General features: G+C 50.2%; 13 protein-coding genes and 5 tRNA genes. All 18 read right to left on the reverse strand.

Annotated features, from left to right (window positions below):
- Positions 1-47 precede the first annotated feature (47 nt).
- Positions 48-2,177, reverse strand: coding sequence for an elongation factor G (gene fusA / locus BMY16_RS12480; RefSeq protein WP_091842943.1), 2,130 nt, complete (start codon positions 2,175-2,177; stop codon positions 48-50).
- A gap of 46 nt (positions 2,178-2,223) precedes the next feature.
- Complete coding sequence (gene rpsG / locus BMY16_RS12485; RefSeq protein ID WP_091842946.1) at positions 2,224-2,700, reverse strand: 30S ribosomal protein S7; 477 nt, start codon at positions 2,698-2,700, stop codon at positions 2,224-2,226.
- A gap of 154 nt (positions 2,701-2,854) precedes the next feature.
- On the reverse strand, positions 2,855-3,235 hold the full coding sequence (rpsL, locus tag BMY16_RS12490; RefSeq protein ID WP_013063973.1) for a 30S ribosomal protein S12: 381 nt from the start codon (positions 3,233-3,235) through the stop codon (positions 2,855-2,857).
- A 210-nt stretch (positions 3,236-3,445) separates the two neighbouring features.
- Positions 3,446-7,777: a DNA-directed RNA polymerase subunit beta' gene (gene rpoC, locus BMY16_RS12495; protein WP_091842947.1), complete on the reverse strand. Its 4,332-nt coding sequence runs from the start codon at positions 7,775-7,777 to the stop codon at positions 3,446-3,448.
- A gap of 38 nt (positions 7,778-7,815) precedes the next feature.
- Entirely contained in the window at positions 7,816-11,628 is a 3,813-nt protein-coding gene (gene rpoB / locus BMY16_RS12500) for a DNA-directed RNA polymerase subunit beta (protein ID WP_091842950.1), read from the reverse strand.
- 132 nt (positions 11,629-11,760) lie between these two features.
- A complete protein-coding gene (gene rplL, locus BMY16_RS12505; RefSeq protein WP_091842953.1) occupies positions 11,761-12,141 on the reverse strand; it encodes a 50S ribosomal protein L7/L12 in 381 nt (126 codons plus the stop codon).
- A 47-nt stretch (positions 12,142-12,188) separates the two neighbouring features.
- Positions 12,189-12,704 (reverse strand): 50S ribosomal protein L10, encoded by a 516-nt coding sequence (gene rplJ, locus BMY16_RS12510; protein WP_091842955.1) that lies wholly within the window; start codon positions 12,702-12,704, stop codon positions 12,189-12,191.
- A 29-nt stretch (positions 12,705-12,733) separates the two neighbouring features.
- The gene (gene rplA / locus BMY16_RS12515) at positions 12,734-13,426 is read right to left on the reverse strand and encodes a 50S ribosomal protein L1 (RefSeq protein ID WP_091842959.1); all 693 of its coding nucleotides are present in this window, start codon (positions 13,424-13,426) and stop codon (positions 12,734-12,736) included.
- Positions 13,427-13,447: 21 nt separating this feature from the next.
- Positions 13,448-13,888: a 50S ribosomal protein L11 gene (gene rplK, locus BMY16_RS12520; RefSeq protein ID WP_091842961.1), complete on the reverse strand. Its 441-nt coding sequence runs from the start codon at positions 13,886-13,888 to the stop codon at positions 13,448-13,450.
- A gap of 94 nt (positions 13,889-13,982) precedes the next feature.
- Positions 13,983-14,528: a transcription termination/antitermination protein NusG gene (gene nusG / locus BMY16_RS12525; RefSeq protein ID WP_091842963.1), complete on the reverse strand. Its 546-nt coding sequence runs from the start codon at positions 14,526-14,528 to the stop codon at positions 13,983-13,985.
- A gap of 15 nt (positions 14,529-14,543) precedes the next feature.
- A complete protein-coding gene (gene secE / locus BMY16_RS12530; RefSeq protein WP_091842966.1) occupies positions 14,544-14,735 on the reverse strand; it encodes a preprotein translocase subunit SecE in 192 nt (63 codons plus the stop codon).
- 15 nt (positions 14,736-14,750) lie between these two features.
- Positions 14,751-14,823: transfer RNA gene (locus BMY16_RS12535), tRNA-Trp, on the reverse strand.
- A gap of 40 nt (positions 14,824-14,863) precedes the next feature.
- A complete protein-coding gene (gene tuf, locus BMY16_RS12540) occupies positions 14,864-16,048 on the reverse strand; it encodes an elongation factor Tu (RefSeq protein WP_091842969.1) in 1,185 nt (394 codons plus the stop codon).
- A 63-nt stretch (positions 16,049-16,111) separates the two neighbouring features.
- A tRNA-Thr gene (locus BMY16_RS12545) sits at positions 16,112-16,183 on the reverse strand.
- Positions 16,184-16,191: 8 nt separating this feature from the next.
- Positions 16,192-16,264, reverse strand: a tRNA-Gly gene (locus tag BMY16_RS12550).
- A 16-nt stretch (positions 16,265-16,280) separates the two neighbouring features.
- Positions 16,281-16,363: transfer RNA gene (locus tag BMY16_RS12555), tRNA-Tyr, on the reverse strand.
- Positions 16,364-16,431: 68 nt separating this feature from the next.
- Positions 16,432-16,505: transfer RNA gene (locus tag BMY16_RS12560), tRNA-Thr, on the reverse strand.
- 102 nt (positions 16,506-16,607) lie between these two features.
- Positions 16,608-16,907: a ribosome hibernation-promoting factor, HPF/YfiA family gene (gene hpf, locus BMY16_RS12565; RefSeq protein WP_091842971.1), complete on the reverse strand. Its 300-nt coding sequence runs from the start codon at positions 16,905-16,907 to the stop codon at positions 16,608-16,610.
- Positions 16,908-16,917 lie beyond the last annotated feature (10 nt).

Here is a 16,917-nt window from a genome sequence, read left to right on the forward strand (position 1 = left end):
AGGCCGCTAAAGAGTCATTTGCTCAGCGGCACTCCGGATTTGCTTGTTTATACCAGGTCGGCGCGGCCCTTAACCTCCTCGAGCACAGCCTTAGCCAAAGCGCTGGAGAGCGGTGCGTGGTGATCGTACTCCATAGAGCTGGTGGCACGACCAGAGGTAATGGTACGCAGGGCAGTTACATAACCGAACATCTCTGACAGAGGAACCTGAGCCTTAACAACACGGGCACCACTACGAGCCTCTTCCATGCCTTCCACCTGGCCACGACGCTTGTTCAGGTCGCCAATCACATCACCCATGTTCTCCTCAGGTGTTACCACCTCAAGCTTCATGATGGGCTCCATGAGTACTGGCTTAGCCTGAGCGCAGACTGCCTTGTATGCCATCTGGGCAGCAATCTCGAATGAGAGCTGGTCAGAGTCAACGGGGTGGAACGAACCATCAACCACAGTCACCTTCAGTGAATCCATAGGATAGCCACCGAGGATACCGTTCTTGAGCGATGCCTCGAAGCCCTTCTGGATAGCGGGGATGAACTCCTTGGGGATGTTACCGCCCTTAACCTCATTGATGAACTGCAGAGGTCCATTCTCCTTGATGTCGTAATCCTCATCAACAGGACCAACGTTCACAATGATATCGGCAAACTTACCGCGACCACCTGACTGCTTCTTGTAAACCTCGCGGTAACCCATAACAGTCTTGGTAATGGCCTCCTTGTAGTTAACCTGGGGCTTACCCTGATTACACTCAACCTTGAACTCACGCTTCAGACGGTCGATGATGATATCGAGGTGAAGCTCACCCATACCAGAGATAATGGTCTGACCACTCTGCTCATCGGTACGAACAGTGAACGTCGGGTCTTCCTCAGCCAGTTTGGCGAGACCGTTATCAAGCTTGGCAACATCAGCCTGAGACTTCGGCTCGACAGCGATAGAGATTACCGTGTCGGGGAAGGTCATTGACTCCAGTACGATGGGTGCATTCTCATCACAGAGGGTATCACCAGTACGGATATCCTTGAAACCTACACCTGCACCAATGTCACCAGCGTCAATCGACTCCATAGGAATCTCCTTGTTTGAGTTCATCTGGAACAGACGGCTGATACGCTCCTTCTTACCTGAACGGGGGTTGAAGACGTAGCTTCCGGCAGTGATCTTACCAGAATAGACACGGAAGAACACCAGACGGCCCATGTACGGATCAGTTGCGATCTTGAAGGCGAGTGCTGATGTGGGAGCAGCCTCTGAAGGCTCACGGTCTTCCTCTTCCTCAGTGTTGGGGTTGGTACCCTTGATCACCTCCACGTCAACAGGAGCGGGCAGGAAGGCACATACGTAGTCGAGCAGAGGCTGTACGCCCTTGTTCTTATAGGAAGAACCAAGCAGCATAGGTGTGCACTGCATAGAGATAGTACCCTTGCGGATAGCAGCGATGATCTCATCTTCTGTGATAGAATCAGGATCGTCGAAATATTTCTCCATCAGAGCCTCGTCATACTCTGCAGCGGCCTCAAGCAGCTTGTTACGCCACTCGTCGCACTCTGCTGCCAGATCAGCGGGGATTTCCTCAACGTCATACTCAGCACCCATGGTCTCATCATGCCACAGGATGGCCTTCATCTTGATCAGGTCAACAAGACCCTTGAAGTTCTCCTCAGCACCGATGGGCACCTGAATCACAACAGGATTTGCACCCAGGATGTCCTTCATCTGCTGAACAGTCTCAAAGAAGTCAGCACCAGAACGGTCCATCTTGTTTACATAACCGATACGGGGCACATTGTACTTGTCGGCCTGACGCCATACAGTCTCAGACTGAGGCTGCACACCATCGGCTGCAGAGTAAGTAGCCACAGCACCGTCAAGTACACGCAGTGAACGCTCCACCTCAGCGGTGAAGTCCACGTGTCCCGGAGTATCAATGAGGTTAATCTTGAATGTCTTATTGTTCCATGTCCAGTTACAAGTGGTGGCAGCAGATGTAATAGTGATACCACGCTCCTGCTCCTGGGCCATCCAGTCCATCGTAGCGGCACCATCATGCACCTCACCAATCTTATGAGTCTTACCTGTATAGAACAGGATACGCTCAGAAGTGGTGGTCTTACCTGCATCGATGTGGGCCATAATACCGATGTTACGAGTCAAATGTAAATCGCGATTTGCCATTGTCTTGTTTATCCTTTAACTTCTTTACCTTATTATAATACCTATCTTAGAAACGGAAGTGGGCAAATGCGCGGTTAGCCTCAGCCATACGGTGCATATCCTCCTTACGCTTGAAGGCACCACCCTGGTTATTGAAGGCATCCATAATCTCAGCAGCCAGCTTGTCGGCCATGGACTTACCACTGCGCTTGCGGGCAAAAGCGATCATATTCTTCATAGACACACTCTCCTTACGATCGGGACGAATCTCGGTCGGTACCTGGAAGGTTGCACCACCAATACGGCGGCTCTTCACCTCCACCTGAGGAGTGATGTTGTCGAGGGCCTGCTTCCAGATCTCCAGGGCAGACTTCTCCTCGTTCTGCATCTTTGCCTTCACTGTCTCCAGTGCATTGTAGAAAATCTCATACGACTTAGTCTTCTTACCATCGTACATCAAGTGATTCACGAACTTTGAGACCTTCTGGTCGTTGAACACGGGATCCGGCAGGATCACACGCTTCTTTGGTTTTGCTTTTCTCATTGTTTGTTTTGAATGATTAAATTCTGCTTGGGGGCTGTTCTTACTTGTTCTTCAACGCTCTCACATGAGCATTTACTCAACCTTATAACATTTCTCCAGCAAAACGGATTAAATTTGATTTCTTTTGGCTCGACTGACCTTCTCCGGCCACTTCTTACTTCTTAGCCTTAGGACGCTTAGCACCATACTTTGAACGGCGCTGTGTGCGGTTTGCTACACCGGCAGTATCAAGAGTACCGCGAACGATGTGATAACGTACACCTGGCAGGTCCTTTACACGACCACCGCGAACGAGCACGATGGAGTGCTCCTGCAGGTTGTGTCCCTCGCCGGGGATGTAAGAGTTAACTTCCTTCTGATTTGTCAGACGAACACGGGCTACCTTACGCATAGCCGAATTAGGCTTCTTCGGGGTTGTTGTGTAGACACGTACACAGACACCGCGACGCTGAGGACAATTGTCCAGCGCGGGTGACTTTGACTTGTCAACAATCACCTTTCTGCCCTTTCTTACCAATTGTGAAATTGTAGGCATAATACTTTAATTTTTTAATTTATTATATATATATTGTTTATATTCAGCACTTTACAACGCCTATCCTCGCTCAGAAGGGCGTTTCGGGCTGCAAAGGTACAACTATTTTCCGATTCCACCTAATATATAATAAAGAAAAAGTGTCATACCTTGTTTGATTTAACAAGATATAACACTTTTTACTTTAATTAATAGCTAATTGCTATCTGATTACTTCTCATCGAGGACGGTTTCCTCAGCGAAATCGAGTACATTCTTGCGATTTGCCTGGATGCGCTCATACTCTTCTTTGGAACCGACGATAATCTTTTCAAACTCACGCAGGCCAGTACCGGCAGGAATCAGGTGACCGCAGATCACGTTCTCCTTCATACCCTCCAGATGGTCGACCTTTCCGCGGATGGCAGCTTCGTTGAGCACCTTCGTGGTCTCCTGGAACGATGCGGCTGACATGAACGACTTGGTCTGCAATGCGGCACGGGTGATACCCTGGAGAATCTGTGTAGACGTTGCGGGAACAGCATCACGCACCTGAACAAGTCTCAGGTCACGGCGCTTCAGCATAGAGTTCTCGTCACGCAGACGGCGGGCCGTCACAATCTGACCCTTCTGCAGGTTCTCGGAGTCACCGGCGTCGGTCACCACCTTCTTACCCCAGATACGGTCATTCTCCTCGGCGAAGTCGAGCTTGTCGACGATTTCCTGCTCGAGGAACGAAGTGTCGCCCGGCTCATTGATCTGTACTTTACGCATCATCTGACGAACGATAATCTCAAAGTGCTTATCGTTGATCTTCACACCCTGCAGACGATACACATCCTGTACCTCATTCACGATATACTCCTGAACGGCGGTGGGACCCTTAATAGCCAGAATGTCGGCAGGCGTAATCACACCGTCAGAAAGCGGTGTACCGGCACGTACGGCATCGTGCTCCTGTACCAGAATCTGTTTGGAGAGTGATACGAGGTAACGGCGCTGCTCACCAGTCTTTGAGGTAACAATGATTTCGCGATTACCACGCTTTACCTTACCCATGGTAACCTCACCATCGATTTCGCTGACAACAGCGGGGTTCGATGGGTTACGAGCTTCAAAGAGCTCAGTGACACGAGGCAGACCACCAGTGATATCACCACCCTTGGCAGCAGCACGAGGAATCTTCACGAGAGTCTCACCAGTCTTGACGGTCTGGCCATCCTCAGCAACCACGTGACCACCCACCGGGAAGTTATAAGTACCAATGATCTCGCCATCAGCACCAATCACGTCACAGGTAGGCACCTTCGAACGGTCTTTAGATTCTGTAACGATTTTCTCTGTCAGACCTGTGGTTTCATCAGTCTCAGCACGGAAGGTGACACCTTCGATGACATCGTTGAACTTAAGACGACCGGCATACTCGGTCACGATAACGGCATTGAACGGATCCCACTGGGCAATCTTATCGCCCTTCTTCACCTCGTCACCTCCATGGAAGTAGAGTGAAGAACCATAAGGCACATTCACGGTAGAGAGGATAATCTTGGTATTCGGATCGACGAAACGGAGTTCACCCAAACGGCTAACAACCATCTCACACTCATGACCGTCCTCATCAAACGGAACCGTGCGGACTTCCTCCAGCTCAATCATTGCGTGTTCATATTTACATACGATGCTGGCATTAGCAGCAGCGTTGGCAGCCACACCACCGGCGTGGAACGTACGCAGTGTCAACTGAGTACCCGGCTCACCAATAGCCTGGGCAGCAATCACACCAACAGCCTCACCCTTCTGTACCATGCGGCGTGTAGCAAGGTTACGACCGTAACATTTCATGCAAACACCCTTCTTCGACTCACAGGTGAGCACGGAACGGATCTCGACGCTCTCAATCTCAGCCTTCTCAATAGCCTCTGCGATGGGCTCGGTAATTTCCTCACCAGCCTCAACGATGACCTCACCGGTCTTAGGATTGATGACATCATGGACCGACACACGGCCAAGGATACGCTCCGACAGACTGGAGATAATCTCATCACCACTCTTCAAGGCTGAACACTGCAGACCACGCAGGGTGCCACAGTCTTCCTCAGTGATGATCACGTCGTGAGACACGTCTACCAGACGACGGGTCAGGTAACCGGCGTCGGCCGTCTTCATGGCGGTATCGGCAAGACCCTTACGGGCACCGTGGGTAGAGATGAAGTACTCCAACACCGACATACCCTCCTTGAAGTTCGACAGAATTGGGTTCTCAATAATCTGATGTCCTTCGGCACCTGCCTTCTGAGGCTTAGCCATCAGACCACGGATACCAGAAAGTTGTTTGATCTGGTCCTTACTACCACGGGCACCAGAGTCCAGCATCATGAATACGGCGTTGAAGCCCTGGTCGGCCTCAGTCATCTGCTTCAGCAGGATGTTACCGATATCATTGTTGACGTGCGTCCAGGTATCGATGACCTGATTATAACGCTCATTGTCGGTAATGAATCCCATGTTATAGTTGTCGGTAATCTGACGTACCTCCTCATTACCTTTCTTGATCAGGTCAGCCTTCTCCTTCGGGATGATAATGTCATCGAGGTTGAACGACAGACCTGCCAGATATGCCATACGATAACCAAGGTTCTTGATACCATCGAGGAACTCGCAAGCCTCAGCAAAGCCAACGTTCTTGATCACATTGGCGATAATGTCGCGCAGGCTCTTCTTGGAGATGACGGTATTCACGAAACCAACCTCCTTCGGAACGATGCCGTTGACGATGACACGACCTACGGATGTCTCGATCATGTGGCGCTCGGGGTTGCCGTCAACGATATCGTCGACAACCACCTTCACCAGTGCATGAAGATCACATTTGCCCTCATTATGGGCGATGATAGCCTCTTCGGGACCATAGAAGGTCAGGCCTTCACCCTTGGCACCCGGACGAATCTTGGTGATATAATAGAGACCAAGCACCATATCCTGTGAAGGCACCGTAATAGGAGCACCGTTGGCAGGATTCAGGATGTTATGGCTCTGGAGCATCAGAAGCTGAGCCTCAAGGATAGCCTCATTAGAGAGCGGGAGGTGTACAGCCATCTGGTCACCGTCGAAGTCAGCGTTGAACGCCGTACATGCCAGCGGGTGAAGCTGGATTGCCTTACCCTCGATGAGCTTCGGCTGGAAAGCCTGAATACCGAGACGGTGCAGTGTCGGTGCACGGTTCAGCAGAACGGGGTGACCCTTCATCACGTTCTCAAGGATATCCCAGATGACCGGCTCACGACGGTCCACAATCTTCTTGGCGCTCTTCACTGTCTTCACGATACCGCGCTCGATGAGCTTACGGATGATGAACGGCTTGTAGAGCTCGGCTGCCATCAGCTTTGGCAGACCGCATTCACCCATCTTCAACTCAGGACCTACGACGATAACCGAACGAGCAGAGTAGTCAACACGCTTACCGAGCAAGTTCTGACGGAAGCGGCCCTGCTTACCCTTCAGAGAGTCAGACAATGACTTCAGAGGACGGTTAGAGTCACTCTTCACGGCCGAAGACTTACGGCTGTTATCGAAGAGAGAATCGACAGCTTCCTGAAGCATACGTTTCTCATTACGGAGAATCACCTCAGGGGCCTTGATCTCCATCAGTCTCTTCAGACGGTTATTACGAATGATAACACGACGATAGAGGTCGTTCAGGTCGGATGTAGCGAAACGACCACCATCCAGTGGAACGAGCGGACGGAGCTCCGGCGGTGTCACAGGGATAATCTTCATGATCATCCACTCAGGACGGTTGATACCCTTCTCTACACTCTGACGGAAAGCCTCTACCACCTGCAGACGCTTCAGAGCCTCATTCTTACGCTGTACGGAAGAGTCACTGTTGGCACGGTCGCGCAGTTCATATGACAATGAGTCAAGGTCAAGGCGGATGAGCAGGTCATAGATGGCCTCTGCACCCATCTTGGCGATGAACTTATTGGGATCGCTGTCGTCCAGATAGTCATTATCAGCCGAGATCTGGTTGTCAACGATATCATTATACTCCTCCTCAGACAGCAGGTCAAAGACATTGGAACCGATGGCATCGTTACCCTCAGCATCCTTCTTGCCTGCCATGGCACCTGGCTGAATCACCACGTAACGCTCATAATAGATAACTGCATCGAGTTTCTTAGTAGGCAGACCGAGCAGATAGCCAATCTTATTGGGAAGGCTACGGAAATACCAGATATGCGCTACGGGCACAACAAGTTCGATGTGACCGGCACGCTCACGACGCACCTTCTTCTCTGTCACCTCTACACCGCAACGGTCGCAGACGATGCCCTTATAGCGGATGCGCTTGTACTTGCCACAGGCGCACTCATAGTCCTTTGTAGGACCGAAGATGCGCTCACAGAACAGACCGTCACGCTCCGGCTTGTAGGTACGGTAGTTGATGGTCTCGGGTTTGGTAACCTCTCCGAAGCTGCTCTCGAGGATTTCTTCGGGTGAAGCAAGTCCGATGGTAATTTTCGTGAAATTACTCTTTACTTTTGAATCTTTCTTGAAAGCCATATTTCAATTTTACCTTTTTTCTTGTTTACCTTATATTATTAATCAAGCGTGATGCTCAGGCCGAGACCGCGCAACTCGTGCAGCAGCACATTGAGTGACTCGGGAATACCCGGCGTAGGCATGGGCTCACCCTTGACAATGGCCTCGTAAGCCTTCGAACGGCCTACGGTATCATCAGACTTGATGGTCAGAATCTCCTGAAGCACATGGCTTGCACCGAATGCCTCCAGAGCCCAGACCTCCATCTCACCAAAACGCTGGCCACCAAACTGTGCCTTACCACCGAGCGGCTGCTGGGTAATAAGACTGTACGGACCAATCGAACGGGCGTGCATCTTATCCTCAACCATGTGACCGAGCTTCAGGAAGTAGGTGATACCTACCGTTGCCGGCTGGTCGAACATCTCACCCGTCTCACCGTCATAGAGGTGAGTAGAGCAGAGACGAGGCAGGCCTGCCTTGTCGGTCCACTCTGCCAGGTCGTCCAGCTTGGCACCATCGAAGATCGGGGTAGCGAACTTCACACCGAGACGCTTACCGGCAGCACCGAGGATAGCCTCGAAGATCTGACCGAGGTTCATACGTGAAGGCACACCCAGCGGGTTCAGCACGAGGTCAACAGGACGACCATCCTCAAGGAACGGCATATCCTCCTGACGCACCACCTTCGACACGATACCCTTGTTACCGTGACGACCGGCGAGTTTGTCACCCACACCAATCTTACGTTTCTTGGCCACATAGACCTTTGCCATCTGCAGAATACCGTTGGGCAGCTCGTCACCAATGGTGATGGCAAACTTACGGCGCTTCAGCTCTGCATCCAGCAACTTGTATTTCTTCATAAAGTTGATAATCAGCTTGGCTATCAACTCATTCTTATGCTCATCATTTGTCCAGTTGCTGATCTGAACGTCACCATACTCGAGGTTACGCAGGGCGGTAGCAGTGAACTTACTGCCCTTGGTGATAATCTCAGCACCAGTATAATCCTTCACACCCTGAGAGGTCTTACCCTTCGTCAACTCCAGGAGCTTGTCAATCAGGATATCCTTCAGGTCGCCAACCTTAGCATCATACTCCTCGTCAATCTTAGCCAACGTGATCTTATCCTGCTGCTTCGACTTACGATCCTTGATGGCACGGGCAAACAGTTTCTTATCAATGATAACACCCGACAGTGAAGGATTGGCCTTCAGTGAAGAATCCTTTACGTCACCGGCCTTGTCACCGAAGATGGCACGGAGCAACTTCTCCTCAGGTGAAGGATCGCTCTCACCCTTCGGCGAGATCTTACCAATCAGGATATCACCAGGCTCCACACGAGCACCGACACGGATGATACCATTCTCGTCGAGGTCCTTGGTAGCCTCCTCAGAGACATTGGGGATATCAGCCGTGAACTCCTCAACACCACGCTTGGTCTCACGAACATCCAGCGTATACTCATCCACATGTACAGAGGTGAGCACATCCTCGCGAACGATACGCTCGTTAAGCACAATGGCATCCTCATAGTTGTAACCCTTCCAAGGCATGTAAGCCACGAGCAGGTTACGACCCAGAGCCAACTCACCATTCTCCGTAGCATAACCCTCAGTCAGGATGTCACCCTTCTTCACACGCTGGCCCTTCTCACAGATAGGACGCAGGTCGATGGTCATGTTCTGGTTCGTACGGCGGAACTTAGCGATACGATACTCCTTCAGAGCGGGCTCGAAGCTGACGAACTCTTCGTCCTCGGTACGGTCGTAAAGGATACGGATCGTAGTGGCATCCACGTACTCAACCACACCCTCACCCTCTGCAGTCACCATCGTACGAGAGTCTTCACAAACCTGCTTCTCGATACCGGTACCTACGATAGGAGCCTCATTGTGAAGCAGAGGCACAGCCTGACGCATCATGTTCGATCCCATCAGTGCACGGTGGGCATCATCGTGCTCCAAGAACGGAATCAACGAGGCTGCAATAGAAGCGATCTGCTGCGGAGAGACATCCATCAAGTCCACATCTGTGGGAGGTACCACGGGGAAGTCAGCGTCCTGACGACACTTCACAACCTCACGGATGAACGTTCCGTCATCATTCAGCGGAGCATTACCCTGACCGATGATGTGCTCAGACTCTTCCTCTGCGGTGAGGTAGACAATCTCATTGTTATCGAGGTTGGCAACACCATTCTCCACCTTACGGTAAGGAGTCTGGATGAAGCCGAGTTCATTAATCTTTGCATAGACACACAGTGACGAGATCAGACCGATGTTCGGACCCTCAGGGCTCTCAATCGGGCAGAGACGACCATAGTGTGTGTAGTGTACGTCACGTACCTCAAAGCCTGCACGCTCACGTGACAGACCGCCAGGGCCCAGGGCGGAGAGACGGCGCTTGTGGGTCACCTCAGCCAGCGGGTTCGTCTGGTCCATGAACTGTGACAGCGGGTTGGTACCGAAGAACGAGTTGATCACGCTGGAGATAGTCTTCGCGTTGATCAGGTCTGTCGGCTGGAACACCTCATTATCACGTACGTTCATACGCTCACGGATGGTACGGCTCATACGGGCCAGACCGATGGAGAACTGATTAGACAGCTGTTCACCAACGGTACGTACACGACGGTTTGACAGGTGGTCGATATCATCGACGGCTGCCTTGGAGTTGACGAGCTGGATCAGGTACTTGATAATCTCAATGATATCCTCCTTGGTCAGCACGCGCACATCCATATCGGTGTCGAGACCAAGCTTCTTATTAATACGGTAGCGACCCACATCACCCAGGTCATAGCGCTTGTCAGAGAAGAAGAGGTTCTGGATCACCTCACGGGCGCTGGCATCATCTGCAGGGTCGGCATTGCGCAACTGACGATAGATGTAGAGCACGGCCTCCTTCTCAGAGTTCGATGTATCCTTGGCCAGGGTGTTGAAGATAATAGAGTAATCCTGGGCCATCGACTCGTCCTTATGTACGAGGATGGTCTGGGCACCACTCTCCAGAATCTGCATCATGTTGTCCTCGGTAATCTCGGTCTCACGCTCCATGAGCACCTCATTACGCTCGATGGAAACAACCTCGCCAGTATCCTCATCCACGAAATCCTCGTTCCAGCTCTTCAGCACACGGGCAGCAAGCTTACATCCCTGCACCTTCTTCAGGGCAGTCTTGTTCACCTTCACCTCCTCAGCGAGGTCGAAGATCTGCAGGATGTCCTTATCAGTCTCATAACCGATGGCACGCAACAAGGTGGTAACGGGCAATTTCTTCTTACGGTCGATATACGCATACATCACATTATTGATGTCGGTAGCGAACTCGATCCATGATCCCTTGAACGGGATGATACGTGCAGAGTAAAGCAGCGTACCGTTGGCATGTACACTCTGTCCGAAGAACACGCCGGGAGAACGGTGCAACTGAGATACAACAACACGCTCGGCTCCATTGATAACGAACGTACCATTGGCGGTCATATAGGGAATCGGTCCCAGGAACACATCCTGGACAACCGTATCAAAATCCTCATGATCCGGGTCAGTACAATACAGTTTCAGCTTAGCCTTCAAAGGCACACTATAGGTCAGGCCACGCTCCAGACACTCGTCGATGGAGTAGCGGGGCGGGTCAATATAGTAATCCAGGAACTCAAGAACGAAGTTATTACGCGTGTCGGTGATAGGGAAGTTCTCTGCGAACACCTTATACAAACCGTCATTCTTGCGTTCCTCAGGCGGAGTGTCCAACTGCAGGAAGTCTTTGAATGACTTTAATTGCACATCAAGGAAATCCGGAAACGGCATGGGATTCTTGACGCTGCCAAAGTTTACTCTGTTATCAATGATTTTTGAAGCCATATTTTATTTCTTCTTGTTGATTCTTACAACCGGTTTATCCGGAACAATCCGGATTATCCGGATCAAGAGACAAAAAATGGTCGGGAACTCTCTACTGGAGAGCCCCCAACCACATAGGTATTGTTGTGCGAATTACTTCAGCTCAACCTCAGCACCAGCAGCCTCGATGGTCTTCTTCAGATTCTCAGCCTCGTCCTTAGACAGACCCTCCTTAATGGTAGCGGGGGCACCGTCAACCAGATCCTTAGCTTCCTTCAGACCAAGACCACAAGCCTCCTTAACGGCCTTTACAACCTGGAGCTTAGCAGCACCTGCAGACTTCAGAACAACGTCGAAAGAAGTCTTCTCCTCAGCAGCAGCGGCCTCGCCACCAGCTGCAGGACCGGCTGCAACAGCAACAGCTGCAGCTGCGGGCTCAATTCCATACTCGTCCTTCAGGACTGTTGCCAACTCGTTTACTTCCTTAACAGTCAGATTTACCAACTGCTCAGCAATAGCTTTAATATCTGCCATTTTATTTAAAATTTTAATTGTTTTTAATGTTAATGTTACTTGTTCGCTTATTTGTTACGCTCAGCGATAGCGTCAAGCAGACCGTGGATCTTACCACCAGCATTCAAGCCAGATACGACATTCTTGATCGGCGACTGCAGCAGAGCCACAACATCGGCGATAAGTTCGTTCTTGCTCTTGATAGCTACCAGCTCATCAAGTTTGTCAGCACCTACGAAGAAGCTCTCCTCAGCATATGCACCCTTCAGGGCGGGGATACCTTCCTTCTTGTACTCCTTAATCAACTTGGCAGGCTCGTTAGCTGTCTGGGTGAACATGATAGCAGTGTTACCCTTCAGGCAGTCATACAACGGTGAGTAATCTATCTCAGAGGCCTCAAATGCCTTGTGCAGAAGCTTGTTCTTCACAACCAGCAGTTTGATTTCGCTCTTGAAGCACTTGCGACGGAGGTCAGAGGTCTTAGCAGCATTCAGTCCGGTAAGGTCTACCAGATAGAAATGAGGATAAGCCTTTAACTGCTCTCCGAGTTCTACGATGATAGTATCTTTTACTTCCTTTTTCATTTCAATCTTTCAATTTTCAATTATCAATTTTACTCAACTGATTTAGGATCTACCTTGATACCCATACTCATAGTGCTCGAGAGGAAAATACTCTTGATGTATGTACCCTTGGCGGCAGCAGGCTTCAGCTTGATAATGGTAGAGATGAACTCCTTCGCATTCTCAAAGATCTGATCTGCAGTGAAGGTCACTTTACCGATTGACGTGTGGACGATACCAGCCTTGTCAACCTTAAAGTCAATCTTACCCTGCTTTACTTCCTTTACAGCCTTAGCAACATCCATAGTAACAGTACCGCTCTTGGGGTTTGGCATCAGGCCACGAGGACCGAGCACACGGCCGAGAGGACCTAACTTACCCATGCAAGAGGGCATCGTGATGATAACATCAACATCTGTCCAACCGCCCTTGATCTTTTCGATATATTCGTCAAGACCAACATAGTCGGCACCTGCTTCCTTAGCAGCAGCTTCCTGATCAGGGGTACAGAGAGCGAGCACGCGAGTGACCTTACCAGTACCGTTCGGCAGCGATACCACGCCACGAACCATCTGGTTAGCCTTACGCGGGTCAACGCCCAAGCGTACATCGATATCTACTGAAGCCTCAAACTTGGTGGTGGTAATCTCCTTCACCAGTGCAGCGGCTTCTTTCAAAGAGTATGCTTTCCCTGCTTCAACCTTATCAGCTACCAACTTTTGATTTTTTGTCAGTTTACTCATTGTTCTAATTGAAGTTATTAATTATTTACCAGGGAAGTCCCCTTTTACAGTGATACCCATACTACGGGCTGTACCTGCAATCAGCTTCATAGCTGACTCAACGGTAAAGCAGTTCAAGTCCTTCATCTTGTCCTCTGCAATAGCTTTCACCTGATCCCAGGTCACGGATGCAACCTTCTTACGGTTGGGCTCTGCAGAACCGCTCTTAACCTTGGCAGCCTCCTTCAGCTGTACAGCTGCGGGAGGAGTCTTCAGCTCGAACGTGAATGACTTGTCAGTGTAGTAAGTGATAACGACAGGGATAATCTTACCTGCCTTATCCTGGGTTCTGGCGTTGAACTCTTTGCAGAATCCCATAATGTTGATACCCTTAGAACCCAGAGCAGGTCCTACTGGGGGCGAGGGATTTGCAGCGCCACCTTTAATCTGTAATTTGATTAATCCAGCAACTTCTTTAGCCATTTCTGTTAATAATTTATTGAATTGTTATATAAGCCTTGGGAGTGGAAGCCTCCCGCAACCATATATAGAATCGGCATACCGTAACAATTATGCCCTATTCTTTCTCTACTTGATTATAATTAAGTTCCAGAGGTGTCTTACGACCGAAGATCTTAACCATGACCTTCAACTTATGCTTCTCCGCATTCACCTCCTCAATGATTCCGCTAAATCCACTGAAAGGACCATCGGTCACCTTGACAGCTTCATCTACCATATAAGGTACGCTGATCTCCTCACTCTTGATCTCCGTCTCCTCGGCAACACCCAGGATACGGTTGATGTCAGACTGCTTGACAGGCGTGGGGTTATCCATACCGCCAAGGAAGCCCAGCACATTGGGGATGAAGCGCAAAGTGGAAGCCATCTCACCAACGAGATTAGCCTCTACGAGCACATAACCCGGAAGGAACAGCTTCTCCTTAACAACACGCTTGCCATTGCGGAGCTGCGCATACTTCTCTGTCGGCAGTAAAATCTGACTGACATTAGAAGCAAGAAAAGCATCCTTCTTCATCAGAGCCTCTAAATACTCCTTGACCTTGCCTTCCTTACCACTTACAGCGCGAAGCACATACCATTTCATTCCTGACTGAGCCATCTCTCTACAAATGTATTAGCCCGGATAAACCAGACTCATAAACGACTTGAATACAAAATCCATTGCCCACACCACCAAAGCGATAATCAGCGAAGCGGAAAGTACTACCACTGCGCTGTGCGTCAACTCCTTACGGGTCGGCCAAGTTGTCTTATGCGCAAGCTCGTCATAACAAGCCTTGCAATAATTAATGATCTTCTTAAACATATCCTGTTATATTTGCACGGGAAGGAGGACTCGAACCCACGACCCTCGGTTTTGGAGACCGATGCTCTACCAACTGAGCTATTCCCGTAAATTAAGCCCTCGCTGCTTGCGAGGGCTTAAGACTTATATTAGTCCTCGAACACCTCTGTGATCTGACCAGAACCAACCGTACGACCACCCTCGCGGATAGCGAAGCGCAGACCCTGGTTCAGGGCAACGGCGTAGATCAGCTCAACGGTGATCTCTACGTTATCACCAGGCATTACCATCTCAACACCAGCGGGGAGAGTGATCTCACCTGTGCAGTCCATGGTGCGGAGGTAGAACTGGGGACGATACTTGTTTCCGAACGGAGTGTGACGACCACCCTCTTCCTTCTTCAGGACATAGATAGAAGCCTTGAACTTCTTGAAGGGCTTGATCTGACCCGGATGGCAGAGCACCATACCACGCTTGATCTCGTTCTTGTCGATACCGCGGAGCAGCAGACCTACGTTATCACCAGCCTGACCCTCGTCAAGGATCTTACGGAACATCTCAACGCCAGTAACAACTGACTTCTTGTCCTCACCGAGACCGAGCAGCTCAACCTCATCACCTACGTGGATCACACCAGTCTCGATACGACCAGTAGCAACAGTACCACGACCTGTGATTGAGAATACGTCCTCAACAGGCATCAGGAAGGGCTTGTCGGTAGCACGAGGAGGCTCCTGGATCCAAGTGTCGCAGGTATCCATCAGCTCCATCACCTTCTGCTCCCACTTCTCAACACCGTTCAGGGCACCGAGGGCAGAACCACGGATGATAGGAGTATCATCTTCGAACTCGTACTGAGCGAGAATCTCCTGAACCTCCATCTCAACGAGCTCCAGCATCTCCTCATCCTCAACCATATCGCACTTGTTCAGGAACACAACCAGACGGGGAACGTTTACCTGACGAGCGAGCAGAACGTGCTCACGGGTCTGAGGCATAGGACCGTCAGTTGCAGCAACAACGAGGATAGCACCATCCATCTGAGCAGCACCAGTTACCATGTTCTTCACATAGTCAGCGTGGCCCGGGCAGTCAACGTGAGCGTAGTGACGCTTTGCAGTCTCATACTCAACGTGAGCGGTGTTAATAGTGATACCGCGCTCCTTCTCCTCAGGAGCGTTGTCAATCTGGTCGAATGACTTAACCTCAGAGAGACCCTGCTTAGCCAGAACGGTGGTGATAGCAGCAGTCAGAGTTGTCTTACCGTGGTCAACGTGACCGATAGTACCGATGTTTACGTGCGGTTTGGTGCGCACAAAATTCTCTTTTGCCATTTTGTTTGTTTATTAAATGTTTATATATTACGAATTTTCAGTCTCCTCCTAACAAATCAAGAGAGCTGTAACTGAGAGTTGAACTCAGGACCTCTTCCTTACCAAGGAAGTGCTCTACCACTGAGCTATTACAGCGAGTTTAGAGCGGAAAACGGGGCTCAAACCCGCGACCCCCAGCTTGGAAGGCTAGTGCTCTATCGACTGAGCTATTTCCGCAAAACATCTCTTGGAGTGGGTGCTGATGGATTCGAACCACCGAAGTCGAAAGACAGCAGATTTACAGTCTGCCCCATTTGGCCACTCTGGAAAACACCCAAATCGTTCCCGATCCTTTTCTTGAGTCTGAGGACAATTGGCTTGCGCCTATCCTCCGATTCTCTTCGAGCCTCTTGTCGGATTCGAACCAACGACCCCGAGATTACAAATCACGTGCTCTGGCCAACTGAGCTAAAGAGGCTTTTCTAAGCAGCCGCTCTCTGTTTCAGATTTACGACCTGTCGGAAAACGGCTGCAAAGTTACTACTTATTTTTGAATTACCAAAACTTTTCCAAGTTTTTTTTATCTATTCCTTAATTTTTCCTTGAATTTCTGCAGTTGAGCCCGCATAGAATCGACACAAAGGTCCACTCCTTCCTCAAATGAGTCACTTGTCTTCTCTACGAACAATGTGCTTCCGGGCACTGCCACAGACAGGCTTGTCTCCTTATTCTGAGCAGTTGCAGGCTTCACTACTTTTAGCTGCACCTCGACTTTCTGTATATCCTCAAAAGATTTTTCCAACTTGGCGACCTTCTTTTCGATGAACGCCTCTAACTTCTCGGTAGCGTCGAAATGAATCGACTGAATCTTAATCTCCATAATTACCTCC

This window comes from Prevotella sp. ne3005, from assembly GCF_900110085.1.
GTDB lineage: Bacteria > Bacteroidota > Bacteroidia > Bacteroidales > Bacteroidaceae > Prevotella.